Genomic DNA, 17708 nt, shown 5'->3' on the forward strand with positions numbered 1-17708 from the left:
CGTCATGGAAATCAAATGGCTTGAAGACTTCGTCAGCCTGGCCGAGACGCACAGCTTCTCGCGCTCGGCCGAACTGCGCCACGTTACGCAGCCGGCGTTCTCGCGCCGGATCCAGTCGCTGGAGGCGTGGGTCGGCACCGAGCTGATCGACCGCTCGAGCTATCCCACCAGCCTGACCCCGGCCGGCAAGGTGTTCTACGAGCAGGCGCTGGCGATGCTGGCGCAGGTCAGCGAGACCCGGGCGCTGATGCGCGGCCAGCGCTCGGCCAATGCGCAGGTGCTGGAATTCGCGGTGCCGCACACGCTGTCGCTGACCTTCTTCCCGGAGTGGCTCAAGGCGCTGGAACGCAAGCTGGGCACGCTGCCGTGCCGGCTGCGCGCGCTCAACGTCCATGACGCGGTGCTGATGCTGGTCGAGGGCGGCTGCGACCTGGTGATGGTCTACCACCATGCGCGCCAGGCCATCCAGCTCGATCCGGCGCGGTACGACATGCTGGTGCTCGGGACCGAACGGCTGTCGCCCTACAGCGTGCCGGACCCCGCCGGCAAGCCCCTGTTCCGGCTGCCGGGCACCGACAAGAAGCCGGTGCCGTTTCTCAGCTATACGCCCAACGCCTTCCTCGGCCGCATGGTCGACCTGCTGCTGGCCGATACCGCCGAGGCGCTCAAGCTCGACAAATGCTACGAGACCGACATGGCCGAGGCGCTCAAGGTGATGGCGCTGTCCGGCCACGGCATGGCCTTCCTGCCCGAAAGCGCGGTGCGCGACGACGTCGCGGCGGGGCGGCTGGTGCGGGCCGAGTCGGCGCGCGGCCTGCCGCTGTCGATCGACATGGAAATCCGCTTGTATCGGGAGAAGCCGGGCGAGAACGGCGGCGAGCGGCGCGCCGGGGCGCGGCGCAAGCGGCAGCTGGTGGACCAGGTGTGGGGGACCCTGACCTCGGCGTAGTGGCGGTTTGCACCAACGTTATGCGTGTCCTGCATAACCCGATGAGCAAACGGCATTGGATTCCGGGCGGCCGCCAAGCCTAAGCTTGCGCCCATCTTCCACCCCGGAACCCACCCGATGTCTTCCGCAGCACCGACCAACACTGCTGGCCAAAAGCACGCACTTCCGTCCTACCTCAACGCCGACAACCTCGGCCCCTGGGGCATCTACCTGCAGCAAGTCGACCGCGTCACGCCCTATCTGGGTTCGCTGGCGCGCTGGGTCGAGACCCTGAAGCGCCCCAAGCGCGCCCTGATCGTCGACGTGCCCATCGAACTCGATAACGGCACCATCGCCCATTTCGAGGGCTACCGGGTGCAGCACAACCTGTCGCGTGGCCCGGGCAAGGGCGGCGTGCGCTTCCACCAGGACGTGACGCTGTCCGAGGTGATGGCGCTGTCGGCCTGGATGTCGGTGAAGAACGCGGCGGTCAACGTGCCCTACGGCGGTGCCAAGGGCGGCATCCGCGTCGACCCGCGCACGCTGTCGCAGGCCGAGCTGGAACGCCTGACGCGCCGCTACACCAGCGAAATCAACATCATCATCGGGCCGAGCAAGGACATCCCGGCGCCCGACGTCAACACCAACGCACAGGTGATGGCGTGGATGATGGACACCTATTCGATGAACTCGGGCAGCACTTCGACCGGCGTCGTGACCGGCAAGCCGATCTCGCTGGGCGGCTCGCTGGGCCGCCACGAGGCCACCGGCCGGGGCGTGTTCGTGGTCGGCTCCGAGGCCGCGCGCAATATCGGCCTCGAGGTCAAGGGCGCGCGCGTGGCGGTGCAGGGCTTCGGCAACGTCGGCGCGGTCGCCGCCAAGCTGTTCCATGAGGCCGGCGCCAAGGTGGTGGCGGTGCAGGACCACCGCACCACGCTGTTCGATCCGGCCGGCCTGGACGTGCCGGCGATGATGGAATACGCCTCGCACAGCGGCACCATCGACGGTTTCCGCGGCGAAGTCCTGCGTAGCGAGCAATTCTGGGAAGTCGACTGCGACATCCTGATCCCGGCAGCGCTGGAAGGCCAGATTACCGCCGAAAACGCGCCGAAGATCACGGCAAAGCTGGTGATCGAGGGCGCCAACGGCCCGACCACGCCGCAGGCCGACGACATCCTGCGCGAGCGCAATATCCTGGTCTGCCCGGACGTCATCGCCAACGCCGGCGGCGTGACCGTGTCCTACTTCGAATGGGTGCAGGATTTCTCCAGCTTCTTCTGGACCGAGGAAGAGATCAACCAGCGCCTGGTACGGATCATGCAAGAAGCCTTCCGGGCAATCTGGCAAGTGGCACAGGAAAACAAGGTGACGCTGCGCACGGCGGCGTTCATCGTGGCCTGTACGCGGATCCTGCAGGCGCGCGAGATGCGCGGCCTGTACCCCTGATCGGGGCAGGCAGGCCCGGGGCGAGGCACTCGTATGGTGCAGCGCAATAATTGCCCCGGACCCACGGCTCCATGACCGTCCGACGCGGTCTCCGGCAAGCGCCGGAGACCGCGTTGTCGTATCCGGACGCGCTGCGCACGGATTGCCCCGAAGTGGGGTTCTAGGAGAAAACCCAGTTGTATTGCGGCGGATGCTGCGCAATACTGTTTCACCAGTGGGGGTTTTTATTCTCAGAATCCCGCTTTCTCTTCATGGTCAAGGAGATGTTATGAATTTCGCCAAGTTGGCTGCCCTGATGATCGCCGGGAGTGTAATGTGCGGGACGGCACAGGCAGCCGAACAACTGACGGGCACGCTGAAGAAGATCAAGGACACCGGCGTCATCACGCTCGGCGTGCGTGAGTCGTCGATTCCGTTCAACTACAACCTGGGCGGCGTGCGCCAGGTCGGCTATTCCTACGATATCAACATGAAGATCGTGGAAGCCATCAAGGACCAGCTGAAGCTGCCGACCCTGCAGGTCAAGGAAATTCCGATCACCTCGCAGAACCGCATCCCGCTGCTGCAGAACGGCACCATCGACATGGAGTGCGGTTCGACCACCAATAACCTGGAACGCCAGAAGCAGGTCGCCTTCACCAACTCCATCTTTATCATCGGCACGCGCATCATGGTGAAGAAGGATGCCGGCATCAAGGACTGGGCCGACCTGAAGGGCAAGAACGTCGTCACCACCGCCGGCACCACGTCGGAGCGCCTGCTGCGCAAGATGAACGACGACCAGAAGCTGGGCCTGAACATCATCAGCACCAAGGACCACGGCCAGTCGTTCCTGACGCTGGAATCGGGCCGCGCGGTCGCGTTCATGATGGACGACGCGCTGCTGTACGGCGAGCGCGCCAAGGCCAAGAACCCGGCTGACTGGATCGTGGTGGGCAAGCCCCAGTCGCGCGAGTCGTATGGCTGCATGATCCGCAAGGACGACCCGCAGTTCAAGAAGCTGGCCGACACGGTGATTGCAGGCATGATGAAGGACGGCTCGGTCAACACGCTGTACACCAAGTGGTTCATGCAACCGGTTCCGCCCAAGGGCCTGAACCTGGACTTCCCGCTGTCCGAAGACATGAAGGCCCTGATCAAGGCGCCCAACGACAAGGCGCTGGACTGATCTGATCGGGACAGCAGTGCGAAACGGAAGGCATGTCCTTCCGTTTCTTTTTGAGGACGCAACATGAACTACAACTGGCATTGGGGAGTTTTCCTCGAACAGGCCGCCCAGAACGAGACCTACCTGGACTGGATGATCTCCGGTCTCAAGGTCACGCTCGCGCTGGGCCTTTCGTCCTGGGTCATTGCCCTGGTCATCGGGTCGGTGCTCGGCGTGCTGCGCACCGCGCCCAACAAGTGGCTGTCGGGGTTTGCCGCCACCTACGTCGAGATCTTCCGCAACATCCCGCTGCTGGTGCAGCTGTTCATCTGGTATTTCGTCATGCCCGAGTTGCTGCCCGGCGGCGAGGCGATCAAGCAGATGAACCCCTTCGCGCAGCAGTTCCTGGCCGCGATGCTGTGCCTGGGCACCTTCACCGCCGCGCGGGTGTGCGAGCAGGTGCGCTCGGGCATCAACTCGCTGGCGCGCGGGCAGAAGAACGCGGGCCTGGCGATGGGCTTCACGCTGCCGCAGACCTACCGCCACGTGCTGCTGCCGATGGCGTTCCGCGTCATCGTGCCGCCGCTGACCTCCGAGTTCCTGAATATCTTCAAGAACTCGGCGGTGGCGTCGACCATCGGCCTGCTCGAGCTGGCCGCGCAGGGGCGCCAGCTGGTGGACTACACCGCGCGTCCGTATGAATCGTTCATCGCGGTCACGCTGATGTACGCGCTGATCAACGTCACCGTGATGCTGCTGATGCGCTGGGTCGAGGCCCGCACGCGCGTGCCCGGCTTCATCGGCGGCAAGTAAGGGGGCGCCATGGCTTATTCCTTCGATTTCACCTCGATCAACCCGGCCACGCTGCACGTGCTGGGCGAGGGCATGATGGTCTCGCTCAAGATCACCGTCACCGCGGTGGTGGTCGGCATCATCTGGGGCACCATCCTGGCGATGATGCGGCTGTCGTCGTTCCGGCTGCTGAACTGGTTCGCGCAGGGGTACGTGACCATCTTCCGCTCGATCCCGCTGGTGATGGTGCTGTTGTGGTTCTTCCTGATCATCCCGCAGGTATTGCAGGGCATCTTCAACCTGTCGCCGGCGACCGACCTGCGCATGACCTCGGCGCTGGTGGCGTTCGCGCTGTTCGAGGCGGCGTACTACTCCGAGATCATCCGGGCGGGCATCCAGAGCGTGTCGCGCGGACAGATGTTCGCCGCGCAGGCGCTGGGCATGACCTACGGGCAGTCGATGCGGCTGGTGATCCTGCCGCAGGCGTTCCGCAACATGGTGCCGCTGCTGCTGACCCAGGGCATCATCCTGTTCCAGGATACGTCGCTGGTGTACGTGAGCGCGCTGGCGGACTTCTTCGGCCAGGCCTACGGCATCGGCGAGCGTGATGGCCGCATCGTCGAGATGCTGCTGTTCGCCGGCCTGGTGTACTTCATCATTTGTTTCTCCGCTTCGCTGCTGGTCAAGCGTTATCAGAAAAAGGTGGCTGTATGATCGAAATTAATAACGTTTCCAAGTGGTACGGCTCGTTCCAGGTGCTGACCGACTGCACCACCAAGGTTGCCAAGGGGGAAGTGGTGGTGGTGTGCGGACCCTCGGGTTCGGGCAAGTCCACGCTGATCAAGACCGTCAACGCGCTCGAGCCGTTCCAGAAGGGTGACATCCTGGTCGATGGCACCTCGGTGGGCAATCCCAAGACCAACCTGCCCAAGCTGCGCTCGCGCGTCGGCATGGTGTTCCAGAACTTCGAGCTGTTCCCGCACCTGTCGATCACCGAAAACCTGACCATCGCGCAGATGAAGGTGCTGGGCCGCTCCAAGGACGAGGCCATGGCCAAGGGCCTGAAGTACCTCGAGCGCGTGGGCCTGAAGAGCCAGGCCGACAAGTACCCCGGCCAGCTGTCGGGCGGCCAGCAGCAGCGCGTGGCGATCGCGCGCGCGCTGTCGATGGACCCGATCTGCATGCTGTTCGACGAGCCTACCTCGGCGCTGGACCCCGAGATGGTCAACGAAGTGCTGGACGTGATGGTGCAGCTGGCGCAGGAGGGCATGACCATGATGTGCGTGACCCATGAAATGGGCTTCGCGCGCAAGGTCGCCAACCGCGTGATCTTCATGGACCAGGGCAAGATCGTCGAGGACGCCGACAAGGAAGAGTTCTTCGGCAATATCGACGCGCGCTCGGAACGTGCGCGCCAGTTCCTGTCGAAGATCCTGCATCACTGAGCGGATTGCCGACTCATGAAAAAGGGACGCCTCGGCGTCCCTTTTTTCCTGGTGCGGACCTGCTACGGTGCAGGCCGCTCAGGTACAGGCCGTATTGGCCGCGTTCTTGGCCTGGACCTCGGGCGGGATCGGCACGCTCAGCGTCATGGTCGGTCGTCCGTCCTCGAACATGATCAGTTCGCCCGGGGCGAACTGGGTCCAGGTCTCGTTGTCGGTCAGCGGCGCGGTGGCGATCACGGCGACGCGGTCGTCCGGCGTGGTGACCTGCGCGAAGTCGATCGACAGGTCGGCATCGATCAGATGCGCGGTCGAGAACGGCCATTGCCGCACGATGTAGTAGAGGCGGGTCGAGCAGTGCGCGAACAGCGCCTGCCCGTTGCACAGCAGGTAGTTGAACACGCCATGCAGCGTGATTTCCCGGGTGATGTCGGCCAGCGCGTGGCCGAGTTCGTTCAGCGGCGGCTGCGAGCCCGGGAAGCGCTTGCGCAGGCCCTGCATCAGCGTACAGAAGGCCAGCTCGCTGTCGGTGTCGCCCACCGGCTGGTAGACCCCGGACAGGAACGGGGTAAAGCCGTGCAGGTCGCCGTTGTGCGCGAAGATCCAGTGCCGTCCCCACAGCTCGCGCATGAAGGGGTGGCAGTTCTCCAGCAGCACGGTGCCCTGCGTGGCCTTGCGGATATGCGAGATGACGTTCTTGGACTTGATCGGGTAGCGCTTGATCAGGTCCGCCACCGGCGAGGTGCCGGCGGACTGGTTGTCGATGAACAGGCGGCAGGCCTTGTCTTCGAAGAAGGCGACACCGAAGCCGTCGGCGTGGTGGTCGGTCAGGCCTCCGCGCGCGGCAAAGCCGGTGAAGGAGAACGTCACGTCGGTCGGCGTGGCGCAGTTCATGCCTAGCAGCTGGCACATGTCGGGGCACCGGTCGGCAGGGGGCTGCCGCTTTGCAATAGAATGCAGGCATTATCCCGCGCGCCCGCGCCGCTGCCAAGCAACCGCGGACGCTCCCCTGTGGTGTCAATGACGCCAGCCATGGCGCCACCATACCTTCCAGCCATCCCGAGAACGATGAGCCAATACAAGATTGCCGTGATTCCCGGAGACGGAATCGGCACGGAAGTCATGCCCGAGGGCATCCGCGTGATGGACGCGGCGGCGCGCCGCTTCGGCATTGATTTTCAGTGGGACCACTTCGATTTTTCCAGCTGCGACTACTACGCCCGCCACGGCAAGATGCTGCCCGACGACTGGTTCGACACGCTGGTCAAGTACGACGCGATCTACTTCGGCGCGGTCGGCTGGCCGGACACGGTGCCCGACCATGTCTCGCTGTGGGGTTCGCTGCTGCAGTTCCGCCGGTCGTTCGACCAGTACGTGAACCTGCGCCCGGTGCGGCTGATGCCGGGCATCCGCAGCCCGCTGGCCGGACGCCAGCCCGGCGACATCGATTTCTACGTGGTGCGCGAGAACACCGAGGGCGAATACTCCAGCATCGGCGGGCGCATGTTCCCCGGCACCGAGCGCGAGATCGTGGTGCAGGAAACCGTGATGAGCCGCACCGGCGTCGACCGCATCCTGAAGTTCGCCTTCGATCTGGCCCAGAAGCGTCCGAAGAAGCACCTGACCTCGGCGACCAAGTCCAACGGCATCTCGATCACCATGCCGTACTGGGACGAGCGGGTCGAGGCGATGGCGGCGCATTACCCGGGCATCAAGGTCGACAAGTACCACATCGACATCCTGACCGCGCATTTCGTCCAGCATCCGGACTGGTTCGACGTGGTGGTGGCGAGCAACCTGTTCGGCGACATCCTGTCCGACCTGGGCCCGGCCTGCACCGGCACCATCGGCATCGCGCCGTCGGGCAACATCAATCCGGACCGCACCTTCCCCAGCCTGTTCGAGCCGGTGCACGGCTCGGCCCCGGACATTGCCGGACGCGGCGTGGCCAACCCGATCGGCCAGATCTGGTGCGGCGCCATGATGCTGGAGCACCTCGGCCATGACGAGGCCGGCGCCGCCGTGCTGGGCGCGATCGAGCGGGTGCTGGCGGCCGGGCCGGAGCACGCGCCGCTGACGCGCGACATCGGCGGCAAGGCCGGTACCGCCGACCTGGGCCGCGCCATCGCGGAGGCGCTGTGAGCGCCGGGTTCGCGGGGGACGCCCGCGCACTGCTGCTCGAGACCTTCCACGCCGCGGTCGCGGCGGCCGACCCGCTGCGGATCGTCGCGCAGCACCTGCCGCCGCCGCACGCCGGCGGCCGCACGCTGGTGGTGGGCGCGGGCAAGGCCGCGGCCTCGATGGCCGCGGCGGTCGAGCGCGCCTACGCCGGCAAGGCCACCTTGGAGGGTGTGGTGGTCACGCGCTACGCGCACGGCATGCCGACCGACCATATACGCGTGATCGAGGCCGGCCATCCGGTGCCCGACGAGTCGGGCGAGCAGGCCGCGGCGGAGATCCTGGCCGCGGTGCAATCGCTGACGCCGCAGGACCGGCTGCTGGTGCTGGTCTCGGGCGGCGGCTCGAGCCTGCTGTCGCTGCCGGCCGAAGGCATCGCGATGGCCGACCTGAAGGCAACCACCCGGGAATTGCTGCGCTGTGGTGCGCCGATCACCGACATGAACATCGTGCGCAAGCACATCTCGCGCATCCAGGGCGGCCGGCTGGCACAGGCCAGCCAGGCGCCGGTAACCACGCTGATCGTCTCGGACGTGGCCGGCGACGATCCCAGCGCAATCGCGTCGGGCCCGACCGTGGCCGACCCCAGCAGCTTCGATGACGCGCTGCAGATCCTGCGCCGCTATGGCGCGCAGGTGCCGGCCAGCGTGCAATTGCACCTGGAACGTGGCGCGCGCGGCGAGGTGGCGGAAACGCCCAAGCCTGGCGATCCCTTGTTCGATCGCGTCGACAACATCATGATTGCCACCGCCCACGGCAGTCTCGAGGCCGCGGCCGCGCTGTTCCGCGAACGCGGCATCACGCCGGTGGTCCTTGGCGATACCGTGACCGGCGAGGCGCGCGAAGTCGCGCGCGTCTATGCCGCGCTGGTGCGCGAGATTCGCGCGTACAATGCGCCGTTTGCCACGCCGGTGGCGCTGATTTCCGGAGGTGAGTGCACGGTCACTTTGCCGGCCGGTGGTGGCGCCAGCCAGGCGCGCGGCGGGCGCTGCTCGGAGTTCCTGCTGTCGCTGGCGGTCGAACTGGCAGGCATGCCCGACGTGTATGCGATCGCCGCCGACACCGACGGCATCGACGGCTCCGAAGACAATGCCGGCGCGCTGGCCGACCCGACCACGCTGGCGCGCGCCGAAGCCGCCGGCCTGCCGGGCCAGCGCCAGCTCGACGCGCACGACGCCTGGGGCCTGTTCGATGCCATCGGCGACCTGGTGGTCACCGGACCGACGCGCACCAACGTCAACGATTACCGCGCCATCCTGATTCTCTGATCCTGAAGACGTGCCCGCCGCCGTCCCCCGCGGCGAGCCCCAGCTAGCCATGACCCAGAAGCTCACCATCACCCGCCCGGACGACTGGCACCTGCACCTGCGCGACGGCGCGGCACTGGCCGCCGTGCTGCCCGATACCGCACGCCAGTTTGCCCGCGCCATCATCATGCCCAACCTGAAGCCGCCGGTAACCACGGTGGCGCAGGCGCAGGCCTATCGCGCCCGCATCATGGCGGCGCTGCCGGCGGGCATGCAGTTCGAGCCACTGATGACGCTGTACCTGACCGACAACACCAGCCCCGAGGAAATCGCGGCGGCCAGGGCCAGCGGCTTCGTGCACGGCGTCAAGCTGTACCCGGCGGGCGCCACCACCAACAGCGACGCCGGCGTGACCGATATCCGCCGCTGCTACCCGGCGCTGGAAGCGATGCAGCGCGAAGGCCTGCCGCTGCTGGTGCACGGCGAAGTGACCGACCCGGCCATCGACATCTTCGACCGCGAGGCTGTGTTCATCGAGCAGGTGATGACACCGCTGCGCCGCGACATGCCCGAGCTGAAGGTGGTGTTCGAGCACATCACCACCAGGGACGCGGCGCAGTACGTGCGCGACGCCAGCGGCCCGGTCGGCGCCACCATCACGGCCCACCACCTGCTCTACAACCGCAACGCCATCTTTACCGGTGGCATCCGCCCGCACTACTACTGCCTGCCGGTGCTCAAGCGTGAAACCCACCGCGAAGCACTGGTGGCGGCCGCCACATCGGGCAACGAGCGCTTCTTCCTGGGTACGGACAGCGCGCCGCACGCGCGCGGCCTGAAGGAGCACGCCTGCGGCTGCGCCGGCTGCTACACCGCGCTGCATGCGATGGAGCTGTATGCCGAAGCCTTCGACGCCGCCGGCGCGCTCGACAAGCTGGAGGCCTTCGCCAGCTTCAACGGCCCGGCTTTCTACGGCCTGCCGCGCAATACCGGCACGCTGACGCTGGAGCGCGAGGACTGGGAACTGCCGGCCGAACTGCCCTACGGCGACACCACGCTGGTGCCGCTGCGCGGCGGCGAGACGCTGCGCTGGAAGGCACGCTGAAGCCTTGCGCACGCAGCAGGCCGCGGTCGGCGAGCACTTCGCCGCCGCACTGGCCGGGATCGACTGGTCGCGGCCGTGGTTCCGGCCTTTTGCCGCACAGGGCGCCGCGCTGAGCGCGGCCGTGCAGGGCGGTGCCGACCTGCGCGGCGCGCTCGATGCCCGCGCCACGGCGCTCGGGCTGCGCAATGCGCGCGGGCTGCCGCTGCGCTTCGTCGCCCAGTACGCCTTGCCGGACGGCAGCGCCTATGAGGCGCATATCGACGCCACCGGCGCGGTCCCCACCCGCGACAATCTCCACGATTTCTTCAACGCGCTGATCTGGCTGCATTTCCCGCACGCCAAGCGCGCGCTCAACCAGATCCAGGCCGGAGTCATCGCCCGCGACGGCGTACGGACCACGCGCGGCGGCGTGCGCGACGCGGCGACGCTGTTCGACGAGAACGCGGTGCTGTTCCTCAGCTCCGACGCTGGCATGAGCACGGCGCTCAGGGGCTTTGACTGGAAGTCGCTGTTTGTCGATGCCCGCTCCGCGTGGGGAACGGGCTGCGCGGTGGTGCCGTTCGGCCACGCCTTGCTCGAAAAGCTGGTGCAGCCATACAAGTCGGTGACGGCGCACGCGTGGACACTGCCGCTCGCGCCCGGTGATCCCGCGCTCGATACGGTGCTTGCCGGGTCACTGCAGGCCGCGGCCGAGGCCGGCGCGTTGCGGGGCGGACGCAGCTTTGCGCCGCTGCCGGTGATGGGCATTCCGGGCTGGTGCGAGGACAACGCAGCCCCGGACTTCTATGCCGATGTCACGGTATTCCGTCCCGGCCGGCGCCGCGACCGGCAGGCCGGCTGAAGCGGCCGGCAAGCGGCAGCAATCGGTGTTAGACTGCGGGCCGCAAAGCAGGCTAGGCAACCGCTGCCTGCACCGCAAGGTGCAGGGGGAGGAAAGTCCGGACTCCACAGGGCAGGGTGTTGGCTAACAGCCATCCACGGCAACGTGCGGAATAGGGCCACAGAGACGAGTCTTGCCGCCGGGTTCGCCCGGCGGGAAGGGTGAAACGCGGTAACCTCCACCTGGAGCAATCCCAAATAGGCAGGCGATGAAGCGGCCCGCTGAGTCTGCGGGTAGGGAGCTGGAGCCGGCTGGTAACAGCCGGCCTAGAGGAATGGTTGTCACGCGCCGCGCGCCGCAAGGCGGGCGGGGCGCACAGAATCCGGCTTATCGGCCTGCTTTGCTTCAGTCATCGGCACGACCCGGCGCCTTCGCGGCACACCGGGCCGGCCAAATCTCCATCAGCCTTCGACGATTTCCAGCGTGTGCGTGATCTCGGCCGTCTTGGCCAGCATGATCGACGCCGAGCAGTATTTCTCATGCGACAGCTTGATCGCGCGCTCGACCGTGGCGGGGTTGAGATTCTTGCCGGTGACCACAAAATGGAAGTTGATGCGGGTGAACACCTTGGGGTCTTCGCCGGCGCGCTCGGCCTGCAGCTGCACGCTGCAGCCGGTAACGTCCTGGCGGCCGCGCTTGAGAATCAGCACGACGTCATAGGCGGTGCAGCCGCCCGTGCCCAGCAGTACCATTTCCATCGGGCGCGGGGCCAGGTTGTGGCCGCCGCCTTCGGGGGCGCCGTCCATGGCAACGATGTGGCCGCTGCCGGTCTGGGCAACGAAGCTCATGCCGTCGGCGCCCATCCATGTTACTTTGCATTCCATTTTGTTCGTTCCTGTGTTTTGTATTGTCGGTTTGCGATCACAAGCGCGTGATCACGAATCTTGCATTTCCCAGTATATGGCACCGTGAAGTTTGGGGTATCGATGCCGATAACCTTAGAAAACCTGAGGGTTTCCTCTAGTATGTCGTTGGGGTGACACCTTCGATTGTTCTGTAAGTTATTGATTTTTAAGAGGTAGTCCCGAGGCGGGCGCGGCGCGATAACGTTTCGTAATACGAAATCACATTTCGCAGTGCAAATTTCCCTTGCATCCGGGCAAACCCTAGGTATAATTCGAATCATTGAACGACGGCGCAGACAGCGCGCCAGAGTGCGAAAGCGAAGCCCACGGCCAAGCCCCCCGCACCGCCCGCATGTTCCTCCGTCGATCTCCAAGTGTCTCCTCCACCTTCCTCCTTTGGTGGATTCAAACCCAAGCTCAAACGCTTGGGTTTTTTTTCGCCTGAACAACCGCGCCGGCCCTGCAAGTGCGTTGGGCGGCGCAGAACCGCGCCGAACGGCGTCGATCTTGACGAAAACTTCAGTCTTTGCTTGTGCGCTCGCCGCGCCCGCCAGTATAATCGAAGGCTTTTCCGTCATGCCCGCGGAAGAAAACAGCAGCACCCGGCCACTCTCTTGGGGCCACAAGACTTGCAGGGGCGAGCACAAGCCTTCGCGAGTCGGATTACGGGCACGAACCAATAGTCAGGAAAAATCATGAAGACCTTTTCCGCCAAGCCTCATGAGGTAAAGCGCGACTGGTACGTGATTGACGCGACGGACAAAGTCCTCGGCCGTGTTGCCAGCGAAGTGGCACGCCGTCTGCGCGGCAAGCACAAGCCGGAATTCACTCCGCACGTCGACACCGGTGATTACATCATCATCGTCAACGCAGCCAAGCTGCGTGTCACGGGTACCAAGGAAACGGACAAGAAGTACTATCGCCATTCGGGCTACCCGGGCGGTATCTACGAAACGACGTTCGGCAAGATGCAGCAGCGTTTCCCGGGCCGTGCCCTGGAAAAGGCTGTCAAGGGCATGCTGCCGAAGGGTCCGCTGGGCTACGCGATGATCAAGAAGCTGAAGGTTTACGCCGAAGCCGAGCATCCGCACGAAGCGCAGCAGCCCAAGGCGCTGGAAATCTAAGGAGGCCAATCCATGATCGGTAACTGGAATTACGGTACTGGCCGCCGCAAGAGCGCTGTGGCACGTGTCTTCATCAAGTCGGGCAAGGGCGACATCGTCGTCAACGGCAAGCCCATCAAAGAGTATTTCGCTCGCGAAACCTCGCTGATGATCGTGCGCCAGCCGCTGGAACTGACCGCCCACGCTGAAACGTTCGACATCAAGGTCAACGTGACCGGCGGCGGCGAAACCGGCCAGGCCGGCGCAGTGCGCCACGGCATCACCCGCGCCCTGATCGACTACGATGCGACCCTGAAGTCGGCCCTGTCGAAGGCTGGCTACGTCACGCGCGATGCCCGTGAAGTCGAGCGTAAGAAGGTCGGCTTCCACAAGGCGCGTCGTCGCAAGCAGTTCTCGAAGCGCTGATGCGTTTTCGCGGATCCGGCGCTGCCGGATCCTGCGAAACCAGAAAAACCGCACGCTGGCCGTGCGGTTTTTTTTCGTCCGCGGGCTACGGAACCGGCGCGATGCTGCCGTCATAGCTGGCACGCCGCCATACTTTTGTGGGGTATCCGGCCACTCGCGGCTACAATCACGCCCTGTCGCCGAGGGCGAGTCCGGCTTGCCCGCGCGATGGCGCCACGGGCAGGCCAGCCTGGCACGAACGAGAGAGGAGCGAGAGTCATGCTGTTTTCCAAGAAGAAGGGCCTTTCGATCGACACGCTGATTGGCGAAGACAGCGCCATCGACGGCGACCTGGTGTTTGCGGGCGGCCTGCGTCTGGACGGCCGCGTGCGCGGCAACGTGACCGCGGCGCCGGGCAAGGCCAGCATGCTGGTGGTCAGCGAGAAGGGCATGGTCGAGGGCGAGATCAGCGTCGGCCACCTGGTGCTGAACGGCACCGTCAAGGGCCCCGTGCACGCCGCCGACCTGCTGGAGCTGCAGCCGCAGGCGCGGGTGCTGGGCGACGTGCGCTACGCCGCGCTCGAAATGCACCAGGGCGCGCTGGTCGAGGGCCGGCTGATGCCGCTGGTGCAGGGCGAGGTCAAGGCGTTGCCGAACCTGGTCGAGGCGGCGCCGGCGGCCGAAGTGACCGAAGCGGCCGTCGCTGACACCGCTGCTGCCGGCGAAACTCCCGCAGCCGATGCCAGTCCCACTGAAAAGGCCGCGTAGCGGCGCTGTCGAGGCCGGGAACCCCTTGAAAACACAAGGTTTCGGCACGATTTCCCAGTAGCGCTTAGAATACAGGCGTATCTAAACAGGAGAACACCCCATGAACGCAGTCGCAGAGGCACCCGTTACCGAGGACGTGCCGGCACCGTTCGTCTTTACCGACAGCGCCGCCGACAAGGTCAAGCAGTTGATCGAGGAAGAGGGCAATGCCGAGCTGAAACTGCGCGTGTTCGTGCAGGGCGGCGGCTGCTCCGGCTTCCAGTACGGCTTCACCTTCGACGAGGAAGTCAACGAAGACGACACCACCATGGTCAAGAACGGCGTCACCCTGCTGATCGACTCGATGAGCTACCAGTACCTGGTGGGCGCCGAGATCGACTACAAGGAAGACATCAACGGCGCGCAGTTCGTGATCAAGAATCCGAATGCCTCGACCACCTGCGGTTGCGGCTCGTCGTTCTCGGTCTGAGCGATCCCGGTATTACAGAAAAACGCACCTTCGGGTGCGTTTTTTGTTTGCCGCGCCGGCCTACTGCGTGGCGCGCCAGACCACCGGGAACCAGTCTTCGCGCAGGCGCTCGCCGGTCTGCTGGCCGATGCCGGGGAACGGCGGCGAGGTCCGCCCGGGCCGCTGCATGAAGCGCACGTCGTCGCCGACGAAACGGGCCGAGAACGCCCGCCGCCGCCCGCTGCCGGTATTGCCGGCGGCACCGTGCACGGTGCGGAAGTCGAATACCACCGCATCGCCCGGCTCCAGCTCAGGGGCCAGCAGGGTATGGCTGCCGTCCTCCACGTCCGGCATCTCCATGAAGGCGTCGTCGCCGCCATAGAAGTTCTCGTTGCTGGCCCAGCGCTTGGGCCGCACCAGCCGCGGCCAGCGATGCGAGCCGGCCACCACGCGCAGCGTGTTGGCCTGCGTGACCGGATCCAGCGGAATCCAGTAGCTCGCGGTCTGGCTGCCGTCGACGCAGTAGTAGGGCAGGTCCTGGTGCCATGGCGTGGGCTTGGCGGTGCCCGGCTCCTTGACCAGGATGTGCTCGTGGAACACCTGCACCGCCTGCGACTGCATGATCCGCCCGGCGATCCCGGCCGCAGCAGACTCGCGGATAAACGCGGCGAACGGGGCGATGCGCTGCCAGTTGCAATAGTCCTCGAAGAAGCGCCCGCCCTCGCCGGCGCGCACGTTCTCGATGGCGAAGGGGCCGGGCTCGGCCAGGTTCTGCGCGAAGCCTTCGCGCAGGCGTTCGACCCAGTCGGTAAAGGCGCCGCGCAAGACCAGCACGCCGTCGCGCTGATAGGTGTCGATCTGTTCCCGGGTGATGTCCATGGCGTCAGGTGTGAGGTGGGATGGGCCCAGTATCGCCATGCGCGAGGGATAGGAAAAGCATATATTTCCTATGTTGCGATATAGGAAATCATGATCCCTTTCTCCTTCCGCCAGCTCGAGTACTTCGTTGCCGCCGCCGAGCACGGCAGCATCAGCGCCGCGGCCCGGGCGCGCCATGTGTCGCAGCCGTCGGTATCGACTGCGATCGCGCAGCTGGAGGACTCGCTGGGCGAGCCGCTGTTCAGGCGGCAGGTCAGCCGCGGGCTGTCGCTGACCCCGGCCGGGCAGCGCCTGCTGGGCAAGGCCCGCGATGTGCTGGCGCTGGCCGCGGGGCTTGCGGTCGACGATGGCGCCGGCCGCGGCCTGAGCGGCCAGCTGTCGCTGACCTGCTTCCAGGACCTGGGCCCGTACTTCGTGCCGCGCCTGCTGGCGGGATTGCGCCAGCGCCATCCCGGCATCTCGGTGACGCTGTTCGAGGCCGACCTCGCCACCGTCCATCGCACCTTGCAGGCCGGCAAGGCAGAGCTGGCGGTGACCTATGAACTGGGACTCGATGCCCGCACCGGGCGCCGCACGCTGGCGGAGCTGGCGCCTTACGCGCTGCTGCCGGCCACCCATCCGCTGGCAAACAGCGCCGAGGTCAGCCTGGCCGACCTTGCCGCCGAGCGGCTGATCCTCGAGGACATCCCCCAGACCCGCGAATACTTCCTGTCCTTGTTCTGGGCCCATGGGCTGCACCCGGCGCTGCACCAGTACACGCAGACCTTCGAGATGCAGCGCGGACTGGTGGCGCATGGCTATGGCGTGGCGCTGTCATGCACGCGCCCCGCGGGCGACCGCAGCTACGATGGCGTGCCGATCGCCTGCCGGCCGCTGCGCGAGCCGGTGACGCCGCAGCGCGTGGTGCTGGCGCACTCGCCGGCCATGCGGGCATCGCCGCTGGCGCAGGCGTTCATGGATTGGGTCGATGCAGGAGAGGGCGTTGCCGCGGTTCAGCGCGGGTAGAGCGCGCCCAGCACGCGCGGCCCGGCGGCGCCGGTCACGGTGGGCACGTTGCCGGGCCGGCGCAGCAGGCACTGGCGCGCGAGCCAGGCAAAGGCGATGGCTTCGACCTGCGACACCGGCACGCCGTAATCGTCGGAGGTCTCGATCGCCACGCCAGGCAGGGCCTGCGCCAGCCGCGCCATCACGAAGGCATTGCGGGCGCCGCCGCCGCAGACGATCAGCCGCCGCGCGGCGGGCGCGCTGGTGCGCACGTCGCGCGCGATGGCCTCGGCGGTCAGCGCCGCCAGGGTGGCCTGCACGTCGGCCGGCTCCAGGTGCGGGAATGCCGCCAGCCGCGCTTCCAGCCAGCCGGGATGGAACAGGTCGCGCCCGGTGCTCTTGGGCGGCGCCGCGCTGAAATAGGGCTCGGCCAGGCACTGCGCCAGCAGCGCGGCGTCGACGCGCCCGCTGGCGGCCCAGTCGCCGTTGGCGTCGAAGGCCAGGCCGCGGTGGCGGCCGATCCAGTAGTCGAGCAGCGCATTGCCCGGCCCGCAGTCGAAGCCGCTGATGGCCCCGCCCGCTGCCGGCAGGATGCTGATGTTGGAGATGCCGCCGATATTGCAGGCCACGCGGGTCTCGGCGTCGCTGCCGAACAGCGCGTGATGGAGCGCCGGCACCAGCGGCGCACCCTGTCCGCCGGCGGCGAGGTCGCGGCTGCGGAAGTCCGCCACCACGTCGATGCCGGCCAGCTCCGCCAGCCGCGCCGGATGCTGGCTCTGGCGGGTATAGCCGATGCCGTCGTAGAGGCCGGGCCGGTGGCGGATGGTCTGGCCGTGGGCGCCGATCGCGGCCACCGAGGCGGCATCGATGCGCGCTTCGCGCAGCAGCGCGGCGACGCAGTCGGCGTACACCTGCGCCAGCGCATTGGCCGCCAGGGCCTCGCGGTGGATCTCGTCCTCGCCTGGCTGCTGCAATGCGCCGAAGGCCGCGCGCAGCGTGTCGGGGAAGGGCTGGCTGGCGGCCGCCAGCACCACCGGGCGGGCGCCGCCCAAATCCACCAGTACCGCATCGGCACCGTCCATGCTGGTGCCGGACATGATGCCGATGTAGC

Annotated in this window: 19 protein-coding genes and 1 other RNA gene; 16 read left to right on the forward strand and 4 right to left on the reverse strand. The window is 66.4% G+C overall.

From position 1 onward, the window contains the following. Positions 1 to 4: 4 nt before the first annotated feature. The 6 genes from A3AG_RS0129025 (at position 5) to A3AG_RS0129050 (ending at position 5758) form a co-directional block, all read left to right on the forward strand. Positions 5 to 949, forward strand: a complete 945-nt coding sequence (locus A3AG_RS0129025) for a LysR family transcriptional regulator (protein ID WP_018008783.1) — start codon at positions 5 to 7, stop codon at positions 947 to 949. Positions 950 to 1066: 117 nt separating this feature from the next. Continuing rightward, positions 1067 to 2374, forward strand: coding sequence for a Glu/Leu/Phe/Val family dehydrogenase (locus A3AG_RS0129030; protein ID WP_018008784.1), 1308 nt, complete (start codon positions 1067 to 1069; stop codon positions 2372 to 2374). A 268-nt stretch (positions 2375 to 2642) separates the two neighbouring features. Next, the gene (locus A3AG_RS0129035; protein ID WP_018008785.1) at positions 2643 to 3542 is read left to right on the forward strand and encodes a glutamate/aspartate ABC transporter substrate-binding protein; all 900 of its coding nucleotides are present in this window, start codon (positions 2643 to 2645) and stop codon (positions 3540 to 3542) included. A 63-nt stretch (positions 3543 to 3605) separates the two neighbouring features. Further along, positions 3606 to 4334, forward strand: coding sequence for an amino acid ABC transporter permease (locus A3AG_RS0129040; RefSeq protein WP_018008786.1), 729 nt, complete (start codon positions 3606 to 3608; stop codon positions 4332 to 4334). Positions 4335 to 4343: 9 nt separating this feature from the next. Then, positions 4344 to 5027 carry a glutamate/aspartate ABC transporter permease GltK gene (gene gltK / locus A3AG_RS0129045; RefSeq protein ID WP_018008787.1) on the forward strand — a complete coding sequence of 228 codons (684 nt, stop codon included), beginning with the start codon at positions 4344 to 4346 and terminating at the stop codon, positions 5025 to 5027. Beyond that, on the forward strand, positions 5024 to 5758 hold the full coding sequence (locus A3AG_RS0129050) for an amino acid ABC transporter ATP-binding protein (RefSeq protein ID WP_012351762.1): 735 nt from the start codon (positions 5024 to 5026) through the stop codon (positions 5756 to 5758). The genes gltK and A3AG_RS0129050 overlap by 4 nt, the downstream gene beginning before the upstream one ends. Positions 5759 to 5836: 78 nt before the next feature. Here the strand turns inward: A3AG_RS0129050 and A3AG_RS0129055 are convergent, their stop codons facing one another. Then, the gene (locus A3AG_RS0129055; protein WP_018008788.1) at positions 5837 to 6667 is read right to left on the reverse strand and encodes a class II glutamine amidotransferase; all 831 of its coding nucleotides are present in this window, start codon (positions 6665 to 6667) and stop codon (positions 5837 to 5839) included. A 156-nt stretch (positions 6668 to 6823) separates the two neighbouring features. Between A3AG_RS0129055 and A3AG_RS0129060 the strand changes: the two genes are divergently transcribed. From A3AG_RS0129060 to rnpB, 5 genes are all read left to right on the forward strand, one after another. Then, positions 6824 to 7897: a tartrate dehydrogenase gene (locus tag A3AG_RS0129060; RefSeq protein WP_018008789.1), complete on the forward strand. Its 1074-nt coding sequence runs from the start codon at positions 6824 to 6826 to the stop codon at positions 7895 to 7897. Next, positions 7894 to 9201 (forward strand): glycerate kinase type-2 family protein, encoded by a 1308-nt coding sequence (locus A3AG_RS0129065; protein ID WP_018008790.1) that lies wholly within the window; start codon positions 7894 to 7896, stop codon positions 9199 to 9201. The genes A3AG_RS0129060 and A3AG_RS0129065 overlap by 4 nt, the downstream gene beginning before the upstream one ends. A gap of 49 nt (positions 9202 to 9250) precedes the next feature. Then, positions 9251 to 10285 (forward strand): dihydroorotase, encoded by a 1035-nt coding sequence (pyrC, locus tag A3AG_RS0129070; protein WP_018008791.1) that lies wholly within the window; start codon positions 9251 to 9253, stop codon positions 10283 to 10285. Positions 10286 to 10289: 4 nt separating this feature from the next. Then, positions 10290 to 11126: a DUF3025 domain-containing protein gene (locus A3AG_RS0129075; RefSeq protein WP_018008792.1), complete on the forward strand. Its 837-nt coding sequence runs from the start codon at positions 10290 to 10292 to the stop codon at positions 11124 to 11126. Positions 11127 to 11170: 44 nt separating this feature from the next. After that, positions 11171 to 11511: RNase P RNA component class A (gene rnpB / locus A3AG_RS32280), an RNA gene on the forward strand. Between the two features lie 55 nt (positions 11512 to 11566). Here the strand turns inward: rnpB and A3AG_RS0129080 are convergent. Further along, complete coding sequence (locus A3AG_RS0129080) at positions 11567 to 11989, reverse strand: OsmC family protein (RefSeq protein WP_018008793.1); 423 nt, start codon at positions 11987 to 11989, stop codon at positions 11567 to 11569. 716 nt (positions 11990 to 12705) lie between these two features. Here A3AG_RS0129080 and rplM point away from each other — a divergent pair. From rplM to erpA, 4 genes are all read left to right on the forward strand, one after another. Further along, positions 12706 to 13134 (forward strand): 50S ribosomal protein L13, encoded by a 429-nt coding sequence (gene rplM / locus A3AG_RS0129085; RefSeq protein ID WP_010813907.1) that lies wholly within the window; start codon positions 12706 to 12708, stop codon positions 13132 to 13134. 12 nt (positions 13135 to 13146) lie between these two features. Next, positions 13147 to 13539 carry a 30S ribosomal protein S9 gene (gene rpsI, locus A3AG_RS0129090; RefSeq protein WP_012351769.1) on the forward strand — a complete coding sequence of 131 codons (393 nt, stop codon included), beginning with the start codon at positions 13147 to 13149 and terminating at the stop codon, positions 13537 to 13539. A gap of 258 nt (positions 13540 to 13797) precedes the next feature. Continuing rightward, positions 13798 to 14286: a bactofilin family protein gene (locus A3AG_RS0129095; protein WP_018008794.1), complete on the forward strand. Its 489-nt coding sequence runs from the start codon at positions 13798 to 13800 to the stop codon at positions 14284 to 14286. A gap of 100 nt (positions 14287 to 14386) precedes the next feature. After that, the gene (gene erpA / locus A3AG_RS0129100) at positions 14387 to 14755 is read left to right on the forward strand and encodes an iron-sulfur cluster insertion protein ErpA (protein WP_010813904.1); all 369 of its coding nucleotides are present in this window, start codon (positions 14387 to 14389) and stop codon (positions 14753 to 14755) included. A gap of 60 nt (positions 14756 to 14815) precedes the next feature. On the opposite strand, the gene A3AG_RS0129105 is transcribed toward erpA, so the two are convergent. Beyond that, positions 14816 to 15613: a phytanoyl-CoA dioxygenase family protein gene (locus tag A3AG_RS0129105; RefSeq protein WP_018008795.1), complete on the reverse strand. Its 798-nt coding sequence runs from the start codon at positions 15611 to 15613 to the stop codon at positions 14816 to 14818. A 90-nt stretch (positions 15614 to 15703) separates the two neighbouring features. On the opposite strand from A3AG_RS0129105, the gene A3AG_RS0129110 reads away from it, so the two are divergent. Further along, positions 15704 to 16618 carry a LysR family transcriptional regulator gene (locus tag A3AG_RS0129110; protein ID WP_018008796.1) on the forward strand — a complete coding sequence of 305 codons (915 nt, stop codon included), beginning with the start codon at positions 15704 to 15706 and terminating at the stop codon, positions 16616 to 16618. Here the strand turns inward: A3AG_RS0129110 and A3AG_RS0129115 are convergent. After that, on the reverse strand, positions 16606 to 17694 hold the full coding sequence (locus A3AG_RS0129115; RefSeq protein ID WP_240619996.1) for an anhydro-N-acetylmuramic acid kinase: 1089 nt from the start codon (positions 17692 to 17694) through the stop codon (positions 16606 to 16608). The two genes, A3AG_RS0129110 and A3AG_RS0129115, sit on opposite strands and share 13 nt — an antisense overlap. Positions 17695 to 17708: the final 14 nt, after the last annotated feature.

Origin of the sequence: Cupriavidus neocaledonicus (assembly GCF_000372525.1) — a bacterium.
Classification (GTDB): Bacteria; Pseudomonadota; Gammaproteobacteria; order Burkholderiales; family Burkholderiaceae; genus Cupriavidus; species Cupriavidus neocaledonicus.